Origin of the sequence: Nocardiopsis sp. MG754419, assembly GCF_018207095.1 — a bacterium.
Classification (GTDB): Bacteria; Actinomycetota; Actinomycetes; order Streptosporangiales; family Streptosporangiaceae; genus Nocardiopsis.
In genome coordinates, this window is sequence record NZ_QOCZ01000023.1 from 12839 (window position 1) to 32148 (window position 19310).

General features: G+C 70.9%; 18 protein-coding genes. 12 read left to right on the forward strand and 6 right to left on the reverse strand.

Annotated features, from left to right (window positions below):
* Window positions 1–124 precede the first annotated feature (124 nt).
* Entirely contained in the window at window positions 125–1324 is a 1200-nt protein-coding gene (locus tag DSY14_RS07040) for an MFS transporter (RefSeq protein WP_211715648.1), read from the forward strand.
* A gap of 99 nt (window positions 1325–1423) precedes the next feature.
* Here DSY14_RS07040 and DSY14_RS07045 read toward each other — a convergent pair whose 3' ends face one another.
* The 3 genes from DSY14_RS07045 to DSY14_RS07055 all read right to left on the reverse strand — a co-directional run bounded on the left by DSY14_RS07045 (window position 1424) and on the right by DSY14_RS07055 (window position 5282).
* Window positions 1424–2188: a hypothetical protein gene (locus tag DSY14_RS07045; RefSeq protein WP_211715649.1), complete on the reverse strand. Its 765-nt coding sequence runs from the start codon at window positions 2186–2188 to the stop codon at window positions 1424–1426.
* A gap of 29 nt (window positions 2189–2217) precedes the next feature.
* A complete protein-coding gene (locus tag DSY14_RS07050; RefSeq protein WP_211715650.1) occupies window positions 2218–3678 on the reverse strand; it encodes a hypothetical protein in 1461 nt (486 codons plus the stop codon).
* Between the two features lie 593 nt (window positions 3679–4271).
* On the reverse strand, window positions 4272–5282 hold the full coding sequence (locus DSY14_RS07055; RefSeq protein WP_211715651.1) for a YihY/virulence factor BrkB family protein: 1011 nt from the start codon (window positions 5280–5282) through the stop codon (window positions 4272–4274).
* 140 nt (window positions 5283–5422) lie between these two features.
* On the opposite strand from DSY14_RS07055, the gene DSY14_RS29575 reads away from it, so the two are divergent.
* The 5 genes from DSY14_RS29575 (at window position 5423) to DSY14_RS07075 (ending at window position 9172) form a co-directional block, all read left to right on the forward strand.
* Window positions 5423–5512: a putative leader peptide gene (locus tag DSY14_RS29575; RefSeq protein ID WP_374223988.1), complete on the forward strand. Its 90-nt coding sequence runs from the start codon at window positions 5423–5425 to the stop codon at window positions 5510–5512.
* A 191-nt stretch (window positions 5513–5703) separates the two neighbouring features.
* Complete coding sequence (locus DSY14_RS07060; protein WP_211715652.1) at window positions 5704–7401, forward strand: nitrite/sulfite reductase; 1698 nt, start codon at window positions 5704–5706, stop codon at window positions 7399–7401.
* Window positions 7402–7494: 93 nt separating this feature from the next.
* Window positions 7495–7701 carry a hypothetical protein gene (locus DSY14_RS07065; RefSeq protein ID WP_211715653.1) on the forward strand — a complete coding sequence of 69 codons (207 nt, stop codon included), beginning with the start codon at window positions 7495–7497 and terminating at the stop codon, window positions 7699–7701.
* Window positions 7698–8393, forward strand: a complete 696-nt coding sequence (locus tag DSY14_RS07070) for a phosphoadenylyl-sulfate reductase (RefSeq protein ID WP_211715654.1) — start codon at window positions 7698–7700, stop codon at window positions 8391–8393. Before DSY14_RS07065 ends, DSY14_RS07070 begins: the two co-directional genes overlap by 4 nt.
* Complete coding sequence (locus tag DSY14_RS07075; RefSeq protein WP_211715655.1) at window positions 8390–9172, forward strand: sirohydrochlorin chelatase; 783 nt, start codon at window positions 8390–8392, stop codon at window positions 9170–9172. The genes DSY14_RS07070 and DSY14_RS07075 overlap by 4 nt, the downstream gene beginning before the upstream one ends.
* A gap of 156 nt (window positions 9173–9328) precedes the next feature.
* On the opposite strand, the gene DSY14_RS07080 is transcribed toward DSY14_RS07075, so the two are convergent.
* Window positions 9329–10510 (reverse strand): MFS transporter, encoded by a 1182-nt coding sequence (locus DSY14_RS07080; RefSeq protein WP_211715656.1) that lies wholly within the window; start codon window positions 10508–10510, stop codon window positions 9329–9331.
* Window positions 10511–10673: 163 nt separating this feature from the next.
* Window positions 10674–11015 (reverse strand): DUF5713 family protein, encoded by a 342-nt coding sequence (locus DSY14_RS07085; RefSeq protein ID WP_211715657.1) that lies wholly within the window; start codon window positions 11013–11015, stop codon window positions 10674–10676.
* Window positions 11016–11164: 149 nt separating this feature from the next.
* On the opposite strand from DSY14_RS07085, the gene DSY14_RS07090 reads away from it, so the two are divergent.
* The 5 genes from DSY14_RS07090 (at window position 11165) to DSY14_RS07110 (ending at window position 17900) form a co-directional block, all read left to right on the forward strand.
* The gene (locus DSY14_RS07090; protein ID WP_211715675.1) at window positions 11165–11809 is read left to right on the forward strand and encodes a pyridoxal 5'-phosphate synthase; all 645 of its coding nucleotides are present in this window, start codon (window positions 11165–11167) and stop codon (window positions 11807–11809) included.
* A gap of 289 nt (window positions 11810–12098) precedes the next feature.
* Window positions 12099–13730 (forward strand): acyl-CoA dehydrogenase family protein, encoded by a 1632-nt coding sequence (locus tag DSY14_RS07095; RefSeq protein ID WP_211715658.1) that lies wholly within the window; start codon window positions 12099–12101, stop codon window positions 13728–13730.
* 189 nt (window positions 13731–13919) lie between these two features.
* A complete protein-coding gene (glgX, locus tag DSY14_RS07100) occupies window positions 13920–16064 on the forward strand; it encodes a glycogen debranching protein GlgX (protein WP_211715659.1) in 2145 nt (714 codons plus the stop codon).
* Window positions 16065–16146: 82 nt separating this feature from the next.
* Window positions 16147–16944: a pyrimidine reductase family protein gene (locus DSY14_RS07105; protein WP_211715660.1), complete on the forward strand. Its 798-nt coding sequence runs from the start codon at window positions 16147–16149 to the stop codon at window positions 16942–16944.
* A gap of 167 nt (window positions 16945–17111) precedes the next feature.
* A complete protein-coding gene (locus DSY14_RS07110; RefSeq protein ID WP_211715661.1) occupies window positions 17112–17900 on the forward strand; it encodes a GntR family transcriptional regulator in 789 nt (262 codons plus the stop codon).
* Window positions 17901–18009: 109 nt separating this feature from the next.
* Here DSY14_RS07110 and DSY14_RS07115 read toward each other — a convergent pair whose 3' ends face one another.
* Window positions 18010–18396, reverse strand: coding sequence for a hypothetical protein (locus DSY14_RS07115; RefSeq protein ID WP_211715676.1), 387 nt, complete (start codon window positions 18394–18396; stop codon window positions 18010–18012).
* 254 nt (window positions 18397–18650) lie between these two features.
* Between DSY14_RS07115 and msrB the strand changes: the two genes are divergently transcribed.
* The gene (gene msrB / locus DSY14_RS07120; RefSeq protein WP_211715662.1) at window positions 18651–19097 is read left to right on the forward strand and encodes a peptide-methionine (R)-S-oxide reductase MsrB; all 447 of its coding nucleotides are present in this window, start codon (window positions 18651–18653) and stop codon (window positions 19095–19097) included.
* Window positions 19098–19310 lie beyond the last annotated feature (213 nt).

Below are 19310 nucleotides of genomic sequence, written 5' to 3' on the forward strand. Positions count from 1 at the left end.
CCTATGTAAAACACCCACGCTCCGGATGGCAAGCCCACCGAGGGCGGGTCCGCCACATCGCTGTTCATCCGATGAGCGGACTGGATAACATCTGCCCGCATCACAACCACCGTGGGAGCCGCCCGTGAACGTCCGGTCCGACATCTCCATCACACCGCCCCCCGAGGCCAGACGCGCACGGATCGCGGTGTCGACCCTGTTCTTCGTGAACGGATTCACGTACACCAACGCGGTGCCGTGGCTTCCGGTGATCAAGGACGGGTTGGGGCTGAGCAACGCCGAACTGGGGTTGGCGATCGCCGCGATGCCGTTCGGCGCGATCCTCACCGGCATGCTCGCCGGCCCCCTCATCCACCGGTTCGGCAGCGGTCCGACCGCCGTGGCCACGAGTCTGGTCAGTCTGGGAGCGCTTCCCTTCATCGCGCTCGCGCAGAACTGGTGGATGCTCGCGGGTGCCCTCTTCCTCCTGGGCTGCGCCGACACCTGGACCGATGCCGCGCAGAACTCCCACGGCCTGCGGGTCCAGCGCCGCTACCGACGCAGCATCATCAACACCTTCCACGCCGTGTGGAGCCTGGCCGCGGTCGCCGGTGGACTGTTGGGCGCCACCATGGCCGGTACCGGGGTGCCGATCCTGTGGCACCTGGGCGGGGTGACCGTCCTGCTGGTGGTGGTCAACCTCGTCGTCTCCCGCATGTTGCTGCCCGGCCCGGAGAACAGCGAACGCGAGGACGGCGTCGACGTCGGCGGGGGCGGCCGGCTGCGCATGCCCGCACGCGCGGTGGTACTGCTCCTGGCCCTGGGTGTGCTGCTGATGATGGCCGGTGGCATCGAGGACTCCGCCGCCTCGTGGGGCGCGGTGTACATGACCTCGGAGCTGGACGCGTCACTGTTCCTGGCCGCCATGCCGTTCGTGGCCTGCCAGGCGATGATGACGCTGGGGCGGCTCGTCGGAGACCGGGTGACCGACCGCTTCGGCGCGGTGGTCGTGGGGCACGCCGGCGGACTGCTGTCCGCGGGCGGTATGGCGCTGGCGCTGGCGCTGCCGCACCCGGTCACCACCATCATCGGCTTCGGTGTGCTGGGGCTGGGCGTGTCCACGCTGTTCCCGCTGACCCTGGCCGCCGCCGGGAACGTGCCCGGGGTGCGCACCGGCGACGGTGTGACCCTGGTGGGCTGGCTCGGCCGCGTGGGTTTCCTGGCCTTCCCCCCGACCGTCGGGTTCCTCGCCGACTCGGTGACCCTGGGCGGGGCACTGTGGGTGATCGCCGCCGGAGGCGCGGCGGCCTTCCTCCTGGCCCCCGCGTTGCGCCCCCGGTCCTGACCGCCTCCACGGACACCGGCGACGACGGAGGGCCCCGACCATGTCGGTCGGGGCCCTCCTCACGTCAGGACCCACGGGGGTGTGGGAACGGACGCCTCGCTACTCGGCCATGCCCGGACGGCGGCTGCCGACCCACAGGGCCAGCGCACCGATGCCCGCGACGACGGCGCCGCCGAGCACGAAGCCCGACAGGTCGACGCCGGTCGCGGCGAGGTCCGGGTCACCGGCGGTCGAGACCGGGGACGGCGTGCTGGGAGTGGTCGCACCAGGGGTCTCGCCCTGGCCGTCCTCACCCTCGTCGCCCTCGTTCTGGCCGTCGTCACCGCTACCGTTGCCGGGCGGCGGAGTCTGGCCGTCGTCCGGCGGCACCTGGCCACCGTCGTCGCCGCCGTCACCGTCGTCACCGTCGCCGGGAGGCGGGGTCTCGCCACCGTCGTCACCATCGCCGGGGGGGACCTCCGGCTCGGGCTCGGGCTCGGGCTCGGGCTCCGGCTCGGGCTCGGGCTCAGGGCCCGGGTCCGGGGGAGTATCACCCTCGTCACCATCGTCATCACCCGGAGGCTGGTCACCCACGGGAGGGTCCTCCGGCCCGGGGTGCGGGGGCGTCGTGCCCTCGTCGTCTCCCGGCCCGGTGTACGGCAGGATGTTGAAGACCTCCTCGACGGAACTCTCCACAACATTGCCCAGGTCGTCCGCGAGCGTCGGGGCCTCCAGCACCGGGGCCTCGAACGTCTCCTGCGTCGCCTCGGGGGCGACGTCGGGCACGTTCTCGTCCACGGTCTCGGCGAACACCGGTCCGGCCGAGAAACCGGCCATGAACAGGCTCGCCGCGGTGACGGTGAGTACCCGCTTCTTGGGGGACATCCCACTCCTCTCTTCTACTTGTGCACTGATCATTCAGGGGGGATGGCGTACAGGTGGTCGTCGTGCACCACCACCGCGCGGTCACCGAGCAGACCGCGCGGAGTCTCTGCGCCCTCGGGGATCTCGGTGGGCTCACCGGAGGCGTCGACCGCCACCCGGTTCCCGTCGAGTTCACCGAAGACCTGATCCCCGAGGGCGACCTCGGGGACGAATCCGGGGAGGACCGTGGTCCCGCCGCCACCGGGGGCGAACAGCACCGGCCCGTAGGCCGCGAGCTCCCGACCCAGGGGGCCGGTGCGATGCAGCACGTCGTCCAGGGCGTCGGCCTCGATCTCGGCGGTGCCGAGGACCGATCCGTCGTCGTTGTCGTGGAAGGCCAGGAGGTGACCGTCACCCTCCTCCGCCTCCCAGAGGACGAGGGCGTAGCCGCGCAGGAACGTCATGATCTGGTCGAGGTCGCCGGCACCCTCGGGCTGCTCGGCCTCCACCCGGCGAGGGTCCTCGTCGGGAGCGACCCAGTGCCAGGGGCCTTCGAGCACTCCGGCGAGCGCGCGGCCGTCCTCGGCCAGCAGGGCCGCCGAGCCCCCGGGGGTCTCCACCTCGGCCAGGTCGCCGTCGACGACGACGTAGGCGTTCTCGTCATCGCGCACCAGGACGCCCTCGCCGACGAACTGGGCGGAGGCCTCCTCGGTGAGTTCGACGCTCAGGGCGGTGCCGCCGGAGCGCGGCCACATCCAGAGGGCGTCCGCGGTCTCGATCACGATGTGCGAGGCGCCGTCGTACTCGACGAAGCGTGGGCTGCCGATCGCCTCCCCGGCTTCGAAGGGCAGGTCCACCGACCACTGTCGGGCACCGTCGACGTCGAGGAGGTTGAGGCGTTCGGACGGGTCGATGTAGACCAGGCTCTCGCCTTCACGGTCCACCGAGGGCCGGGTGTCCGGGGCGAGCTCCTCCGTGATGTCCACGGTGGCGGAGTAACCGGGCGGGGCCGGGTGGTCCAGCGGCACCGCGGTGTCGTTCCCCTCCGTGTCGGCGACCTCGGAAGGGGCGTTGAGGAACCGGACGGCGACGGCGCCGCCCGCGACGAGGAGCAGCACGACCAGGCCGGCGACCCCGAACAGCACGAGCCCGCGTCGGCGCCCGGAGCCCTTCCCCTGGGCCCTCGGGGCGTCGTGGCCGGGGGGTGGCATGGTCGGGGGCTGCGGAGGCTGCCCCTGGGCGGTCTGGTCGGCCGCCTGGACCACACCGTCGGGGGTGGCGAGCAGGCGCCAGTAGCCGTTGGCGTCACGGGCGTCGACCAGCACCGGAACGCCGATGTGGGCGGCGTAGCCGGTGGCGACGTCCAACGCCGCGCGCCTGGTCTCCTTGGGTGCCCGACCCTGGACGATCTGACGCCGACCCTCGATGACGATCTCGGCGCTGCGCTCGTCCGGCGCGATGACGATGACGGCGGTGGGCCGGGGATGCCCCGGGCTGGACGCCCGGCTCATGGTGCCTCCGAAGGCATGTGGAACATGGACCTGTCCGTGTACGGGAGCGGGGGACTCGTGGTCGACGTCGCCATGTGGTGGCGGCTCGGCGGGGTGACCGAACGGGGGGTCACGGCACACACATGATCGATTCTGGACGAGATCATACTGATCTCTGTGGGGGCCGACCGAACCCATCGGATGCAGGGGAATCGGACATGGTTCGCACACCTTCTCATGCCTCACCACCCCCACCCGACCCGACCTGGGAAGATACGGATTCGATCCGTTCCGACCCCTGGTGATCATCTCCTTGGACCTTGAGTCGGACACACCGGAAGCCAGCCCGGTTCACGCCGAAAATGGCCGGATCCGGCCACGCAGGGTTCTGAAGAACTCACGGGTACGGACGTGCGGACGAGGCGATGACGCTTCGGGGGAGACCGGAAGGGTCCGACTCCGGGCGTTGTGCGTCGAACCGCGGCGGTGGGCGTTCGTGCGCGGGCGGACCGCGCTCTTCGGGGCCCGGTCGGGTGTCGGTGACGGCATCGCGACGAACGAACCCTCCCACCGCACACGGGCCGAAGCGCGGCGGAGGCCCCGGGCGAGCCCGGTCAGCGACCGTTCCGTTCGTTGATGGTGTCGATGACGGCCTGTTCCCGGCGCTGGGCGATGCGGTCGGCCCGTTCGAAGTGACGGTTGGCGAGTTCGGCGCGGGCCGCGGCGGTGCGCACCGTGGGCCACAGGGCGTCGATCTCGGAGTTGAGGGAGGACCCCACGAGCACCGCGATGGCCATGACGTACAACCAGGCCAGGATCGCGATCGGGGCGGCCAACGACCCGTAGATGGTGACCTGCCCGAAGGAGGCGTCCAGGTAGGTCCGCAGCAGCGCGGAGCCGCCCAGGAGCACCACGGTGGCGAGCGCGGCTCCGGGCAGGTGACGCCACAGTGGGGTGCGCACCGGGACGCTGAGCGCGTACAGCAGGGTGACCGCGGCGGTGACCACCAACCCCACGACCGGCCAGTAGAAGAAGTTGAGCCGGCCCACGGTGAGCGGCAGGAGGTCGTGGACCAGGTCGGGACCGGCCACGAGGATCGGCAGGATCAGCACGGCGAAGAACAGACCGCCCAGATAGGCGAAGAAGGCGAGCACGCGCTGCCCCAGGTGGCCGCGGAGCTCGTCGAGGCCGTAGGAGATGGTGATGGACCGGATGAACACGTTCATCGCGCGCGAGCCCGACCACAGGGACACCAGGAACGTCACCGACAGGACCCCGCCCTGGACACCGCCGAGGAAGTCGTCCACCAAGGGCTCCACGACGGACTCGACCGTGTCCGAGGTGAGGATGCGGGCGGCCAGGTCGAGAATCCACTCGCGGATCTCCGCGACGAGGTCCTCGCCGAACAACATCGCCAGCGGACCGAGGGCGCCCAGCAGGCAGAGCAGGAGCGCGGGCAGGGAGATCAGCGCGAAGAAGGCCGACTCCGCCGCCAGTCCGACCACACGGTCACGGGAGAGCGCGCGCAGGGTCCGCAGCACCAGCAGGGTGCCGTTGCGGACGATGGGGTGGCGTCGCAGCCACGCGTCGACCAGTCTCCACAGGCCCTCCCAAAAACCCACCACACGGAGAACGTTAGCGGTAGTGAGGAGGTCGGGTGGCGGCGCGGCATGGAACACCCCCTCGCCACAACATGACGTGAGTCACGTCCGCGCCGTGTGGGCGCATCTGGACAAGACGCCGACGGGCGTGCCATTCTCGAAACATGATCGCTGCTCTGGACCCCATGCTCCGCGTGCGCCGCCACGTGGACTTTCTTCGGGTCAGCAGCGCCATCTGTCGCAGCGTCGGATAATCTCCTCGCCGCCTTTGACGCACACTGAACTCAGTGGTTGCCCGCGGCCCCGGCGCTCGACCTCCTTCTTGAACTCCCACACGCGGAAGTCCACCCGCGGCACCTGACACGACGAAGTGCGGTGCCGGCGGGTTCTGTGGTGCGGGCGCCGGGACCACGAGCAGCCCGCGACCCCAACGGAGACACCCGCGATGCCTCCCTCTTCCGCGCAGCCCGGCAAGGCCGCGACGGCCGCCGCAGCACGGCGCCGCCGAGGCGAGGGCCAATGGGCCCTCGGCTACCGTGAGCCGCTGAACAAGAACGAGGAGAACAAGAAGAACGACGACGGACTCAACGTCCGCGATCGGATCATCAACGTCTACTCCAAGGCCGGGTTCGACTCGATCGACCCCGCCGACCTTCGAGGGCGGTTCCGCTGGTTCGGGCTCTACACCCAGCGCGCCCCGGGCATCGACGGCGGCAAGACCGCCGTGCTGGAGCCCGAGGAGCTCGACGACCGCTACTTCATGCTGCGCGTGCGCATCGACGGTGGCCAGTTGAGCGCGGCGCAGTTGCGCGCGGTCGCGGAGATCTCCCGTGACCACGGCCGGGACACCGCCGACATCACCGACCGTCAGAACGTCCAGTACCACTGGATCCGGGTCGAGGACGTGCCCGCGATCTGGGAGAAGCTGGAGTCGGTGGGGCTCTCGACCACGGAGGCCTGCGGCGACACCCCCCGTGTCATCCTGGGCTGCCCCTTGGCCGGGGTGGCCGAGGAGGAGGTCATCGACCCGACGGCGCAGATCGAGCAGATCTACGACGAGCACATCGGCAGCCCGCTGTACTCGAACCTGCCGCGCAAGTTCAAGTCCTCGCTGTCGGGCTGCACCGTGCACTGCGTCAACCACGAGATCAACGACGTGGCGTTCGTGGGGGTGCGCGACGAGAACGGGGAGGCCGGCTACGACCTGTTCGTGGGCGGTGGGCTGTCCACCAACCCCATGTTCGCCAAGCGTCTGGGCACGTTCGTGCGGCCCGACCAGGTCAGCGAGGTGTGGGCGGGGGTCTGCGCGATCTTCCGCGACTACGGTTTCCGTCGTCTGCGCACCCGCGCCCGGATCAAGTTCCTCATCAAGGAGTGGGGCGCCGAGAGGTTCCGTGAGGTGCTCGAACAGGAGTACCTCGGCTACGGGCTGCCCGACGGGCCCGAGCCGGTCCTGGACCCGGGGGTGCGCCGCGACCACGTGGGCGTGCACCGCCAGCGCGACGGCCGGTTCTACGTGGGCTTCGCCCCCAAGGTGGGTCGGGTCTCGGGCACCTCGCTGCTGGAGGTCGCCCGGATCGCCGAGGAGCACGGGTCGGACCGTATCCGCACCACCGCCGACCAGAAGCTCGTCATCCTCGACATCGAGGAGGACCGGATCGACTCCATCACCGCCGCGCTGGAGTCCGAGGGCTTCGCCGTCCACCCGAGCGTGTTCCGTCGGCAGACGATGGCCTGCACGGGCATCGAGTTCTGCAAGCTCGCGATCGTGGAGACGAAGGACCGCGCCGCCACCCTCATCGACGAACTGGAGAAGCGGCTGCCCGACTTCGAGGAGCCGGTGACCATCAACGTCAACGGCTGCCCGAACTCGTGCGCGCGGATCCAGGTCGCCGACATCGGCCTCAAGGGCCAACTCGTGATGGACGAGCGCGGTGAACAGGTGGAGGGCTACCAGATCCACCTGGGCGGCGGCATGGGGCTCACCCAGACCTTCGGCAAGAAGATCCGTGGTCTGAAGACCACCGCGGACGACCTGCCGGACTACGTCGAGCGGGTACTGCGCAACTTCCGGTCGCAGAAGGAGGACGGCGAGACCTTCGCGGCGTGGGCGGCCCGCGCCGACGACGCCGAACTCAAGTGATCCCGTCCCGGTAACGCACACACGGGCTCGACGAGCCCCGCCCGGCCTCCGGTGCTCCGGAGGCCGGGCCCGACCCGAAGGAGGAGGTGCGCCGTGTCCGAGAGGGCCGCACCTTACTACTGCCCCTACTGCGGTGACGAGGACCTGGTGCCCGAGGAGGGCGCGGCCGTCAAGGGCGAGGGCTACCCCTGGGCCTGTCTCTCCTGTGCCCGGGTGTTCCGGGTCAAGTACGTGGGTCTGCGCTCCGCGTCGTTCTCCGCGGGCGGCACCCCCTCCAGACCGACGGAAGGGAACGCATGAACGCCACCATCACCGAGGGCCCCGAACTGGCCGAGCGGGCCGCGCGCGAACTGGAGGAGGCCACGGCCCACGAGATCATCGGCTGGGCCGCCGCGACCTTCGGCGAGCGCCTGTGCATGACCTCCTCGATGGCCGACGCACTCATGGTCGACCTGGCGGCCAAGGCGGTGCCGGGGATCGACGTGATCTTCCTGGACACCGGTTACCACTTCCCCGAGACCCTGGGCACCCGTGACGCCGTGGAGTCCATCTACGACATCAACCTCATCACCGTGGAACCGACCCGTACCGTGGCCGAACAGGACCTGGTCCTGGGGCCGCGACTGCACAACCGTGACCCGGGGATCTGCTGCCACCTGCGCAAGGTGGAGCCGTTGCAGCGGGCCCTGGAGCCGTACACGGCGTGGCTGACCGGGCTGCGCCGCGAGGACTCGGTGACCCGCCGCGACACCCCCGTCGTGCAGTGGGACCGGCGGCGGCGCATGACCAAGGTCAACCCCATCGCACGGTGGACCCAGGAGGAGGTGGACGCCTACATGACCGAGCACGGCGTGCTGGTCAACCCGCTCCAGTACGACGGTTTCCCCTCGATCGGCTGTGAGCCGTGCACGCACCGCGTGGCCCCGGGCGAGGACCCGCGCAGCGGCCGTTGGGCCGGGACGGGCAAGACCGAGTGCGGGATCCACGTGTGAGCGCCGTGGACGGGGGCGGTCGGGCGCCGGGGCGGCGTCCGTCGATCCCCCTGCTCGCGGTGGCGCACGGCAGCCGGGATCCCCGCTCCGCGGAGGCGGTGTCGGCGCTCTTCGACCGGGTGCGCGGGATGCGCCCGGAACTGGACGTGCGTCTGTCCTTCCTGGACCATGTGGCACCCTCCGCCGAGGAGGCGTTGGCGGAGACGGCCGCGGGCGGGGCCGGTGAGGTGGTGGTGCTGCCGACCCTGCTGACGGCGGCCTTCCACAGCAAGGTGGACCTGCCCGGGGTACTGGCGCAGGCCCGGGAGCGCAGTCCGTGGCTTCGGGTGCACTACGCCGACACGTTGGGGCCGCATCCGTCACTGTCCTCGGCCGTGGAGCGGCGGCTGGCCGAGGCGGGCGCACGGGCCGAGCCCGACACCGCGCTGGTGCTGTGCTCGGCGGGGTCCAGCGATCCGGGTGCCAACGCCGTGGTGGCCGGGCTCGCCGCGGAGCTGGCCGCACGCGGCCCGTGGCGCGAGGTGGTGCCCGCGTACGCGTCGGCCGTCTCCCCCACCCCCGACGAGGCCGTCAGGGCGCTCCGGGACCGCGGGGCCGCCCGGGTGGCGGTGGCCACGTACCTGTTGGCCCCGGGGTTCTTCGGCGACCGCGTACGCGACCGTGCTTCGGAGGCGGGCGCGTCGGTGGTCTCGGAGGCGTTGGGCGACGCCCCGGAACTGGCCGAGATCGTGCTGGAGCGCTACGACGCCGCGGTGGCCGCGCGGCACGTGGGGGTCTGACCCCCGCGTACTGAACCGGGACGTACCGTCCTCCGGGCGCCGGCGGACCGTGGTTCCCCAGACCCGGTGAGGGCTCGGTGGTGGGAGGTCGGGGAACCCGCCCTCCCACCACGCGCCCCGAGGGTTCCCACCCCTCCGTGGGGCGCCCTACTCGGGTCAGCGCGCCGCGACCGCGGCGGTGGCCAGGACGGCCGCGGAGAAGAGCAGGGCCCCGGGTGCGCCCACGGCCCCCGCGACACCGGCCGCGGCGGCGGGGATGGCGACCTGCCCCAACCGGTTGCCCCAGATGCGCAGGGCCAGGGCGGCGCCCCGGGCTCCTTCGGGGGCCAGGGTGGTGACCTGGGCCATGGTGAGGGGTTGGCCCACACCGAGCAGGAACCCACCCACGACCAGCACCACGGCCAGGGTGACGAAGCCGCTCAGGGGCAGGGCCACCAGGGTCAGCGCCACGGCCGCCACGGCGGTGCTGGTGATGATGAGGGCCTTGCGGGACCACCGGCGCAGCATCCACGGCAGGGTCAGCCGGGAGAGCAGGGAGGACCCGGCGCGCAGACTCAGCAGGACACCGACGAGCATCGGGGAGATGCCGCGGTTCTCGGCGATGAGCGGCAGGTAGGCGGTGAGGATGTCCACGGCGGTCAGCAGCGCCAGGCTGGTGAGCAACGCGGAGGGCATCCTGGGGCGGCGCAGCAGGTCCCGGGTGGGGACCGGGGGCGCGGCCTTCTGCGCCGCGGTGCGCCGCAGCGGACGCAGTCGCACGAGCGGTACCAGGGGTACCGCCCCCAGGAGCGCGACGGCCCCGGCCACGACCAGGGCGGTGGAGGTGGCCGAGAGCAGGGCCGGACCCGAGGCGTCGGCGAGGATGGCCCCGGACACCAGGGGCCCGGCGAGCTGCCCCAGGGAGGCGGCGGCGGTGAACCAGCCGAAGTCGCGGTCCAGGTGTTCGGGGCGCGAGTAGCGGGCGATGAGGCCCTGCCCCGCGACCATGCACAGCAGGTGCCCCACGCCCACGATGGTGCTGGCCAGGGCCAGCCCGGCCAGTCCACCGGAGCCGGCCAGGAGCAGGCTGCCCACGGCCAGGATGAGCGAACCCAGTCCGACGATCCAGGAGATGCGCGCCGCACGGTCGGTGAAACGACCGAGCGAGACCGCGATGACCAGTGGCAACAGGGCGTAGGCCGCGGTGACCAGCCCGACCGCGACGGCGTCGCCGCCCACGGCGATGGTCCGATAGGAGATGAGGGGACGGATGAGGTTGAGGGCGGTGTGCGTGAGCACCACGCTGCCCAGGAGTGCCCAGAGCCACCGTGTGCGTTCGCCGGATCCCTCGCCCGTCATGCTCCCCCTTCGCGCCGTACCCCCGCCGCGCCATCCCGGATTCGTCCCGTCACGGGACCATTCACCACCGGGGGTGACGTTCGGCGTCCGGCATCCTACCGAGCGCGCCGGGCCCGGCCTCGCACCGGGTCGACCACTCGCGACGTGCGACGGGACGCGGGCCTCACCACTCCCGGGGGGCGATGAGCTCCTCGATGTCGGCGTCGTCGAAACCGTAGGCGGTGGCCACCGACCAGAAGGCGGTGCCGATCTCGTCGCGCGCCACGGTCTCGATCTCGCTGCCCGCCGCCACGAACGCCTCCTCCAGCGCGTTGAACTCCTCGGTGGCCGCGTGGGTGAGGACGTACAGCGCGTCCGGATCGGCGGGACCGACGGTCTCGATCCGCTCGCACAGACGCAACAGGATCGCCCTGCCCTGGTCCACGAGGTGGTCGGGGTAGTAGTCGTCCCGGTACATCCCGGCGAGCAGCGCGCTCTCGTCCGGTCGGGTGCCGTTGCGGGCCATGGGGGTCTCCTCGCGTTCGAAGGGTGGAGCGCGCCCAGGATGGCGCACGTCGACGACATTCCGACGCCCGGGCGTGGGGACCACCGGCGGTCTCGGTAGGTTCGAGGGATCGACGTCGACCGGTGGGAGGGCACGTGAGTGCCGAGAGCATGCGGGATCTCCTCAGGGGGCTGACGGTGTTCGCCGGGCCCCTGGGCACGTTCGACCCGGGCACGGCGCCCGAGGATCCGCTGGAGCTGTTCCGCACCTGGTTCGCCGAGGCCGTGGCGGCCGGGGTGAACGAACCGCACGCGATGACGGTGGCCACCGTGGACACCGAGGGCGTCCCCTCGGCCCGGATCCTCATCATGAAGGACCTGACCCCCGAGGGCTGGTGGTTCGCCACGACGACGACCTCGGCCAAGGGACACGACCTGGCGCGGAACGCGAACGTCGCGCTGCTGTTCTTCTGGGGGCCGCAGGGACGCCAGGTGCGGGTACGGGGACGGGCCGAGCTCGCCGACGCCGAGTCGCGGGCGGCCGACTTCCGCCATCGCCCCCTGGAGGGGCGGGTGGCCGGGTTGCACGGCCGGCAGAGCGAGCCCCTCGCAGCGCTGTCGGAGGTCCACCGCGTGGCCGAGGAGAGCCGGGAACGGTTGACGGCCGACCCGGACCTGGTGCCCGAGGACTGGGGACTGTACCTGGTGCGCCCGAGCGAGGTGGAGTTCTGGCAGGGCGACCCGGACCGCCGGCACACCCGGCTGCGGTACGACCGCGAGGACACCGGTTGGCGGCGCGGACTGCTCTGGCCCTGACCCGCGCGGCGACGCCGCCCAGGCGTCGCGCGGGTCCCCGTCCACCAGCCACCCGCGGGTGGGCGCTCCCCCGTGTCCCCGCACGGTGACCGTGTGCCCGACGCCGAGCACACGGTGCTCCCACGGTCCGAGCGACCGCGCCCGACCGATCACCACCGGGCACGGACCCCCCGGGCACACGCGTGTCCCGTGCGCGGCCCACCCGACCGAACCCGATTCGGTCACCGGGCGGTGGACGGATAGGATGCCGCTCACCCACCCGCCGCCCCGAACCCGGAACGGAGCCGGTATGCCCGCCACACACGAGGTGTTCAACCAGGCCGCACCGCTCGGCGACCACAGCGCCGCCGACGACCCCGCACTCCTGGAGGGGCTGCACCGGGAGGGCGCCGGCTGGGCCGAGGCGGACGTGCGCGAGGTCGGGACCGCCGCGGGTTCCGAGCGCGCCCGCGCCTGGGGCGAGGCCGCCAACACCTACACCCCCGTGCTGCGCACCCACGACCGTTACGGGCACCGGGTGGACGAGGTCGACTACCAGCCCGCGTACCACGTCCTCATGGATCAGGCCGTGGAGCACGGCATGCACGCCGCCCCCTGGGCGGACGGGCGCGCGGGGGCGCACGTGGCCCGCGCGGCCAAGTTCTTCCTGTGGTCCCAGGCCGAGAGCGGGCACGGGTGCCCGATCTCGATGACCTACGCGGCGGTGCCCGCGCTGCGGCACTCCCCCGAACTGGCCGCACGGTACGAGCCGCTGCTCACCGCCCGCTCCTACGACTTCGGGCTGCGTCCTCCCCTCGGCAAGAGCGGCCTCATCGCCGGCATGTCCATGACCGAGAAGCAGGGCGGCTCGGACGTGCGCGCCAACACCACGCGTGCGGTGCCCACCGCCGAGGGCCACTATCTGCTCACCGGGCACAAGTGGTTCACCTCCGCGCCGATGAGCGACGTCTTCCTGACCCTGGCGCAGGCGCCCGAGGGTCTGACCTGCTTCCTGGTGCCGAGGGTGCTGCCCGACGGCACACGGAACAAGGTGCACCTCCAGCGCCTCAAGGACAAGCTGGGCAACCGGTCCAACGCCTCGGCGGAGCTGGAGTACGACGGCGCGGTCGCGCACCCGGTGGGCGAGCCGGGCCGGGGTGTGCCCACGATCATCGAGATGGTGAACGGCACCCGCCTGGACTGTGTGATCGGTTCGGCGTCGGGGATGCGCGCGGCCCTGGTGCAGGCGGTGCACCACGCGGAGACCCGCGGCGTGTTCGGCGCGCCGCTGGTCGAGCAGCCGTTGATGCGCAACGTGCTCGCCGACCTCGCACTGGAGTCGGAGGCCGCAACGACGCTGATGACGCGCCTGGCCGGGGCGCAGGACCGCGCGGTGCGCGGCGACGAGGGCGAGGCCGCGTTCCGTCGCCTGGGCGTGGCCGTGGGCAAGTTCTGGATCACCAAACGCCAGCCGGCGCACGCCGCCGAGGCCCTGGAGTGCCTGGGCGGCAACGGGTACGTGGAGGAGTCCGGGATGCCGCGCCTGTTCCGGGACTCCCCGCTCAACTCCATCTGGGAGGGGTCGGGCAACGTCGCGGCGCTGGACGTGCTGCGCGCGATGGCCAGGTCACCGGAGTCGGTGGAGGCCTTCCTGGCCGAACTGCGGGCGGCGGCGGGCGCCGACGACCACTACGACGCCGCCCTCGCGCGCCTGGAGCGGACCCTGGCCGACCGGGAGCACGCGGAGTTGCGCGCGCGTTCGGTGGTGGAGCTGATGGCCCTGACGCTCCAGGCGTCCCTGTTGCTGCGTCACGCGCCGACCCCGGTGGCCGAGGCGTTCACCGTCGCCCGGTTGGGCGAGGACCGGGGACACGTGTTCGGGACGCTGCCCCGGGGCGTGGACGTCGAGCCGATCCTGGAGCGGGCCCGCCCACGTCGATGACATCGTCACATTCGTCACTTTATTAAATAACCTCGCATATCAGACACCCCGCCCGAGAAACACGCGCCGAACAGGCCTATGCAGGATCATCGGCCTTTTTCGGCATACTTTCGGGGTCGTGGCGGAAGAAAGAAGTCGCAACGGCAAAGCGCCCTTCCGGGCCCCGATCTCAAGAGACTGACGACGCCTATGGTGGAAGTCTGGCCAGGTAGTTCCTATCCGCTCGGTGCGACCTACGACGGTTCCGGCACCAATTTCTCGCTCTTCTCCGAAGCGGCCGAACAGGTGGAACTCTGCCTGTTCGACGACGACGGCGAGGAGACCCGCATACCCCTGACCGAATACGACGGATTCGTCTGGCACGGATACCTGCCAGGGGTGGGCCCGGGCCAGCAGTACGGCTACCGCGTCCACGGGCCCTACGCGCCCGAACAGGGGCTGCGCTGCAATCCCGACAAGCTGCTCACCGACCCCTACGCCAAGGCGCTGAACGGCGACCTCACGTGGCACGAGTCGCTGTTCAGCTACCACTTCGCCGATCCGGACCGCAAGAACACGGCCGACAGCGCACCGTACGTGCCCAAGTGCGTGGTGGTCAGCCCGTTCTTCGACTGGGGTAACGAATCCCGGCCGCGCACCCCGTACCACCGGACGGTGATCTACGAGACGCACGTGCGCGGCCTGACGATGCGTCATCCGGGCATTCCCGAACACCAGAGAGGGACCTACGCGGGTCTGGCCCACCCGGAGATGATCGACTACCTCACCTCCCTGGGGGTGACCGCGGTCGAACTGATGCCGGTCCACCACTTCGTGCCCGAGCACGCCATGGTCGCGCGGGGGCTGACCAACTACTGGGGGTACAACACCCTGGCCTTCCTGGCGCCGCACAACGGCTACGCGGCGCTCGGCTCCCGGGGCCAGCAGGTCCAGGAGTTCAAGGCCATGGTGAAGTCGCTGCACGAGGCGGGCATCGAGGTACTGCTCGACGTGGTCTACAACCACACCGCCGAGGGCGACCACATGGGCCCCACCCTGTCCTGGCGGGGTATCGACAACCTCGGGTACTACCGGGTCAGCGACCAGGACCAGCGGTACTACCTCGACTACACCGGCTGCGGGAACAGCCTCAACGTCCGCCACCCGCACTCGTTGCAGCTCATCATGGACTCGCTGCGCTACTGGGTGCTGGAGATGCACGTGGACGGGTTCCGCTTCGACCTGGCCTCGGCGCTGGCCCGCGAGTTCCACGACGTCGACCGGCTGAGCACGTTCTTCGACATCGTCCAGCAGGATCCGGTGATCTCCCAGGTCAAGCTCATCGCCGAACCCTGGGACGTGGGTCCGGGCGGTTACCAGGTGGGCAACTTCCCACCCTTGTGGACCGAGTGGAACGGCAAGTACCGCGACACCGTGCGCGACTTCTGGCGCGGGGAACCGGTCAAGGGCGAACTCGCCTCCCGGTTGGCCGGGTCCAGCGACCTGTACCAGGACGACGGACGCCGACCGGTGGCCTCGATCAACTTCATCACCTGCCACGACGGCTTCACCCTGGCCGACCTGGTGTCCTACGACCACAAGCACAACGAGGCCAACGGCGAGGAGAACCGGGACGGCACCGACGACAACCGCTCCTGGAACCACGGGGTGGAGGGGCCCACGGAGGACCCCGCCATCCTCACCCTGCGCCGCAGGCAGGTCCGCAACCACCTCACCACCCTGTACCTGTCCCAGGGCGTGGTGATGCTCTCGCACGGCGACGAGGTGGGCCGCACCCAGGGCGGCAACAACAACGCCTACTGCCAGGACAACGAGATCGCGTGGATCGACTGGGAGGCCGTGGGGGCGGCGGGACGGTATCCGGAGAACGACCTCCTGGACTACGTGCGCCGTCTGGCCCGGTTGCGCAGCGAACACCCGGTGTTCCGACGTCGCCGGTTCTTCCACGGGAGCCCGGTGGAGGGCGGCCGGGCCGACTCGGACGGGCTTCCCGACATCTCCTGGCTGCGCCGGGACGGGTCGACGATGGAGGGTGCCGACTGGGGCAGTGGTGACCGTGCCCTCGGCGTGTTCCTCAACGGGGACGCCATCACCGAACCCGACCCCCGGGGTCGCCGGATCCGTGACCATTCGTTCATCCTGCTGCTCAACAGCGGCCCGGAGACGGTGGAGTTCAAACTGCCGGGGACCGAGTACGGCATGGCTTGGGAGACCGTCCTGGACACCGCCGAACCCGACGTGAGCGGACGCCCCTTCGAGAGTGCCGGTGGGCCCATGAGGGTGATCGACCGCGCCCTGGTGCTGCTGCGGCGCGTCTCGCACCGCCACGGTTGAGCCTCGACCACGCCCCTCCCGGCGACGTCCGCACACGGACCGGGAGGGGCGTGGCGCGTCCACGGCTTCTAGCCTGGTGACCATGTCGAACACGCACGCCTCGGGCACGACCGAACCCGCCCGCTTCCGCGAACTCCTCCCCTCCCCCGGCCGCACCGACGTGGACCTGGCGCAGGCCTACGCCTACCCCGCCGACCTCGCTCGCCCCTGGGTGCGCGCCAACATGGTCACCAGTGTGGACGGCGGGGCCGTGGGCCCCTCCGGACGCAGCCGCGACCTGTCCTCCGAGCCCGACCGCAGGGTCATGGGCGTGCTGCGGGGCCTGTGCGACGTCGTGGTCGTCGGCGCCTCCACCGCCCGACACGAGGGCTACAAGCCGGTGCGTCCGCGCGAGGTGTGGTCACGGCTGCGCGAGGGCCGGCCCGCGACACCGCGCATCGCGGTGGTCTCACGATCCCTGGACATCGACGAGGAACTGCTCACACAGGCTCCGGAGGACGCCCGCACCATCGTGTTCACCGTCGGCGACAGTCCCCGCGCACGGCGGAGCCGGGTGGCCGAACACGCCGACCTCGTGGTGGTCGACGAGGGCTCGGTGCGTCCGGAGCACATCCTGGACGCCCTGTCCGAGAGGGGGCTGTTCCGGGTGTTGACGGAGGGGGGTCCGCACCTGCTGGCCGAGTTCGTGGCGGCGGGACTGCTGGACGAACTGTGCCTGACGGTGAGCCCGCACCTGCTGGGCGCGGGATCGCCCCGGATCGTGGCGGAGGCCCCGACCACCGGGCCGGCGGAGGCGCACGGGTCCGAGAACACACCGGTGCGACCGGCGCACGTGTTGGAGGCGGGGGGAAACCTGTTCACGCGTTACCTGAGGGACTGAGGAGACCCGCGGTGAACATGCCCCCATCACTCTGTTTCGGTCACCCCACAATGACGCATGAATGGTCCCGCAACCGGACATACCCGTGATGTGCCATTCACTGGAATCGCTGTGACCGGACACACCGCATCGACGGGGCTCACCGGTACAGCCCCCTGGGCGAGAGGATGAACCCAGTGCCGACGTCCGCCAACGGATCACCTCCGGTCTACCGGGAGATAGCCGAGGAGCTTCGAAGACAGATCCGCTCCGGACGGTACGCCGACGGCGACCGCCTTCCCGGGGAGAACACCCTCATGGAGCGCCACGGGGTCGCGAGGGCGACCGCGCGCCAGGCGCTCTCCGTACTCATCAACGAAGGCCTGGCCGTGGCGGTCCGCGGCTCGGGCATCTACGTCCGTCTGTTCCGTCCCCTGCGACGCCACGGCGCACGGCGCCTGTCCAGGGAACTGTGGGGCGAGGGGCGGGCCATCTGGCAGACCGACAGCGACACGCGCGGCTACGAGGTGGAGGGCCTCGTGGTCGAGGAGGTGATCCCCGAAGCACACGTCCTGCGCGTTCTGGACCTGCCGGAGGGGTCCACGGTGCTGCGCCGTTCCCGGCGCTACCTCGTGGACGGCAGGCCGGTGCAGAGCGCCGTCTCCCACCTGTCCCCCCACTCCTGGAGGGGCCGCGAGGACGTGGACGCGGCCCGCCGCGTGCGCGACCACGACACCGGACCCGGCGGGATCTACGCCCGTCTGGCCGAACTCGGGCACGGGCCGGCGCACTTCACGGAGGAGATCAGGGTCCGTATGCCCACCCCCGAGGAGACCGTGGAACTGGAACTGTTCCCCGGCACCCCCGTACTGGAGGTCGCGCGCACCGCGCTCACGGTCGACCATCGTCCGGTGGAGTTCAACCGGATCACCATGGACGGATCCGCGTACGTGCTCCAGTACGACTTCGACGCCTGAGCCCCACCCCCGACCACGCATCCCCGCCCCGGACACACTGGAGGGGCCTCACCGTGAGGCCCCTCCATCGTCGTCTCCACCCGTGGTTTTCCGGTTGGCCTGCGACCCTCTAGTGTCGGCGACTCCGTCGCCCGGAGGCGAAGACCAGATACGCGAGCGGCAGGAACACGAGTCCCACCGCCAAGGCCCCCGCAGCGGCGAACAACATGGCGTCGGACGAGGTCATCGCCCAGTGCGCCATTCCCGTTCCCAGGAGGACCGCCACCGCCACGGCGACGACGGCGATCACACCGAAGAGCCAGGTCAGCCCTCGGTCACTCCAGGGTTCGGGGCGCGCGTGGTCGATCCCCGCCAGTGTGGCGCGGACGCTGAGCTCGGTGGCCCAGCGCAGTTCCCGACCCACGGTGGCCGTACCATCGACGACGACGCGGGTCCGGTCACGGACCCCCGCCGTCGCCTGGTCGAGCCACCACAGCCCGTATCGAACGCGTCCCACGCGCAGTGGTCGCCGACTCACTCCGAGTGCCTGTTGAGCTGTAACAGCCATGCCACCTGCCTCAGTGCACGTCGACCTCTGACCCCTGTTTCGAGCCCGTACCCGCACAGCCGACTACCGAACGTCGTCAAGGGTGAAGTTAGGTGCATCTGGCCGCTAAGGATGATTTACCTACCTTTGCGGCTATCAGACGGTTTTGAACCCACGCGGCGGCCGGTCGGCATCCGGGTCCGATTCCGGGTAGCGTCGACACCATGGCTGACGCATCGGACCAGGCCCCGCGACCGAACGACGGGGCCCCAGAGGAACTGCCCAGGACCGAACGGGAGTGGCGTGAGCGCCTCGACCCCATGGAGTACGCGGTGCTCCGCGAATCGGGCACCGAACGCGCCTGGACCGGCGCGTATGTCGACACCAAGACCACGGGCGTCTACCGTTGCCGGGGATGCGGGACCGAACTGTTCCGCTCGGACGAGAAGTTCGACTCCCACTGTGGGTGGCCCAGCTTCTTCGATCCGGCCGACTCCGAAGCCGTGACCCTGCACGAGGACACCTCCCTCGGCACGGTACGCACCGAGGTGCGATGCGCCACCTGCCGCTCCCACCTGGGTCACGTCTTCTATGGCGAGGGCTACCAGACCCCCACCGACGCGCGGTACTGCATCAACTCCGTAGCGCTGTCCCTCGAACCCACGGAGTAGGCTTACCATCCTGGTTCGCCGGGTATCCCCGTGGCCACGACCCGGACGGGGTGACCGGCACCGGCCCGATCCCCGTCCCCGTGGGATCGGGGATAATCGCACCAGCGCACCGACCATCGATGCCCTCGTCGACCGGAAGTTGCGCGCGCGGCGAGGGTGCCTCACCCGGTGACCGCGCACCACCCCGGCACACGCCCGGGGCCCGCCCCTCAC

Excerpts from the sequence above, each read along its gene's own strand:
- DSY14_RS07050 (WP_211715650.1), bottom strand. The coding sequence starts at position 3,678 with ATGAGCCGGGCGTCCAGCCCGGGGCATCCCCGGCCCACCGCCGTCATC.
- msrB (WP_211715662.1), top strand. The coding sequence starts at position 18,651 with ATGGCTGACGCATCGGACCAGGCCCCGCGACCGAACGACGGGGCCCCA.
- DSY14_RS07110 (WP_211715661.1), top strand. The coding sequence starts at position 17,112 with ATGAACCCAGTGCCGACGTCCGCCAACGGATCACCTCCGGTCTACCGG.
- DSY14_RS07080 (WP_211715656.1), bottom strand. The coding sequence starts at position 10,510 with ATGACGGGCGAGGGATCCGGCGAACGCACACGGTGGCTCTGGGCACTC.
- glgX (WP_211715659.1), top strand. The coding sequence starts at position 13,920 with ATGGTGGAAGTCTGGCCAGGTAGTTCCTATCCGCTCGGTGCGACCTAC.
- DSY14_RS07095 (WP_211715658.1), top strand. The coding sequence starts at position 12,099 with ATGCCCGCCACACACGAGGTGTTCAACCAGGCCGCACCGCTCGGCGAC.
- DSY14_RS07105 (WP_211715660.1), top strand. The coding sequence starts at position 16,147 with ATGTCGAACACGCACGCCTCGGGCACGACCGAACCCGCCCGCTTCCGC.
- DSY14_RS29575 (WP_374223988.1), top strand. The coding sequence starts at position 5,423 with ATGATCGCTGCTCTGGACCCCATGCTCCGCGTGCGCCGCCACGTGGAC.
- DSY14_RS07070 (WP_211715654.1), top strand. The coding sequence starts at position 7,698 with ATGAACGCCACCATCACCGAGGGCCCCGAACTGGCCGAGCGGGCCGCG.
- DSY14_RS07085 (WP_211715657.1), bottom strand. The coding sequence starts at position 11,015 with ATGGCCCGCAACGGCACCCGACCGGACGAGAGCGCGCTGCTCGCCGGG.
- DSY14_RS07090 (WP_211715675.1), top strand. The coding sequence starts at position 11,165 with ATGCGGGATCTCCTCAGGGGGCTGACGGTGTTCGCCGGGCCCCTGGGC.
- DSY14_RS07060 (WP_211715652.1), top strand. The coding sequence starts at position 5,704 with ATGCCTCCCTCTTCCGCGCAGCCCGGCAAGGCCGCGACGGCCGCCGCA.
- DSY14_RS07045 (WP_211715649.1), bottom strand. The coding sequence starts at position 2,188 with ATGTCCCCCAAGAAGCGGGTACTCACCGTCACCGCGGCGAGCCTGTTC.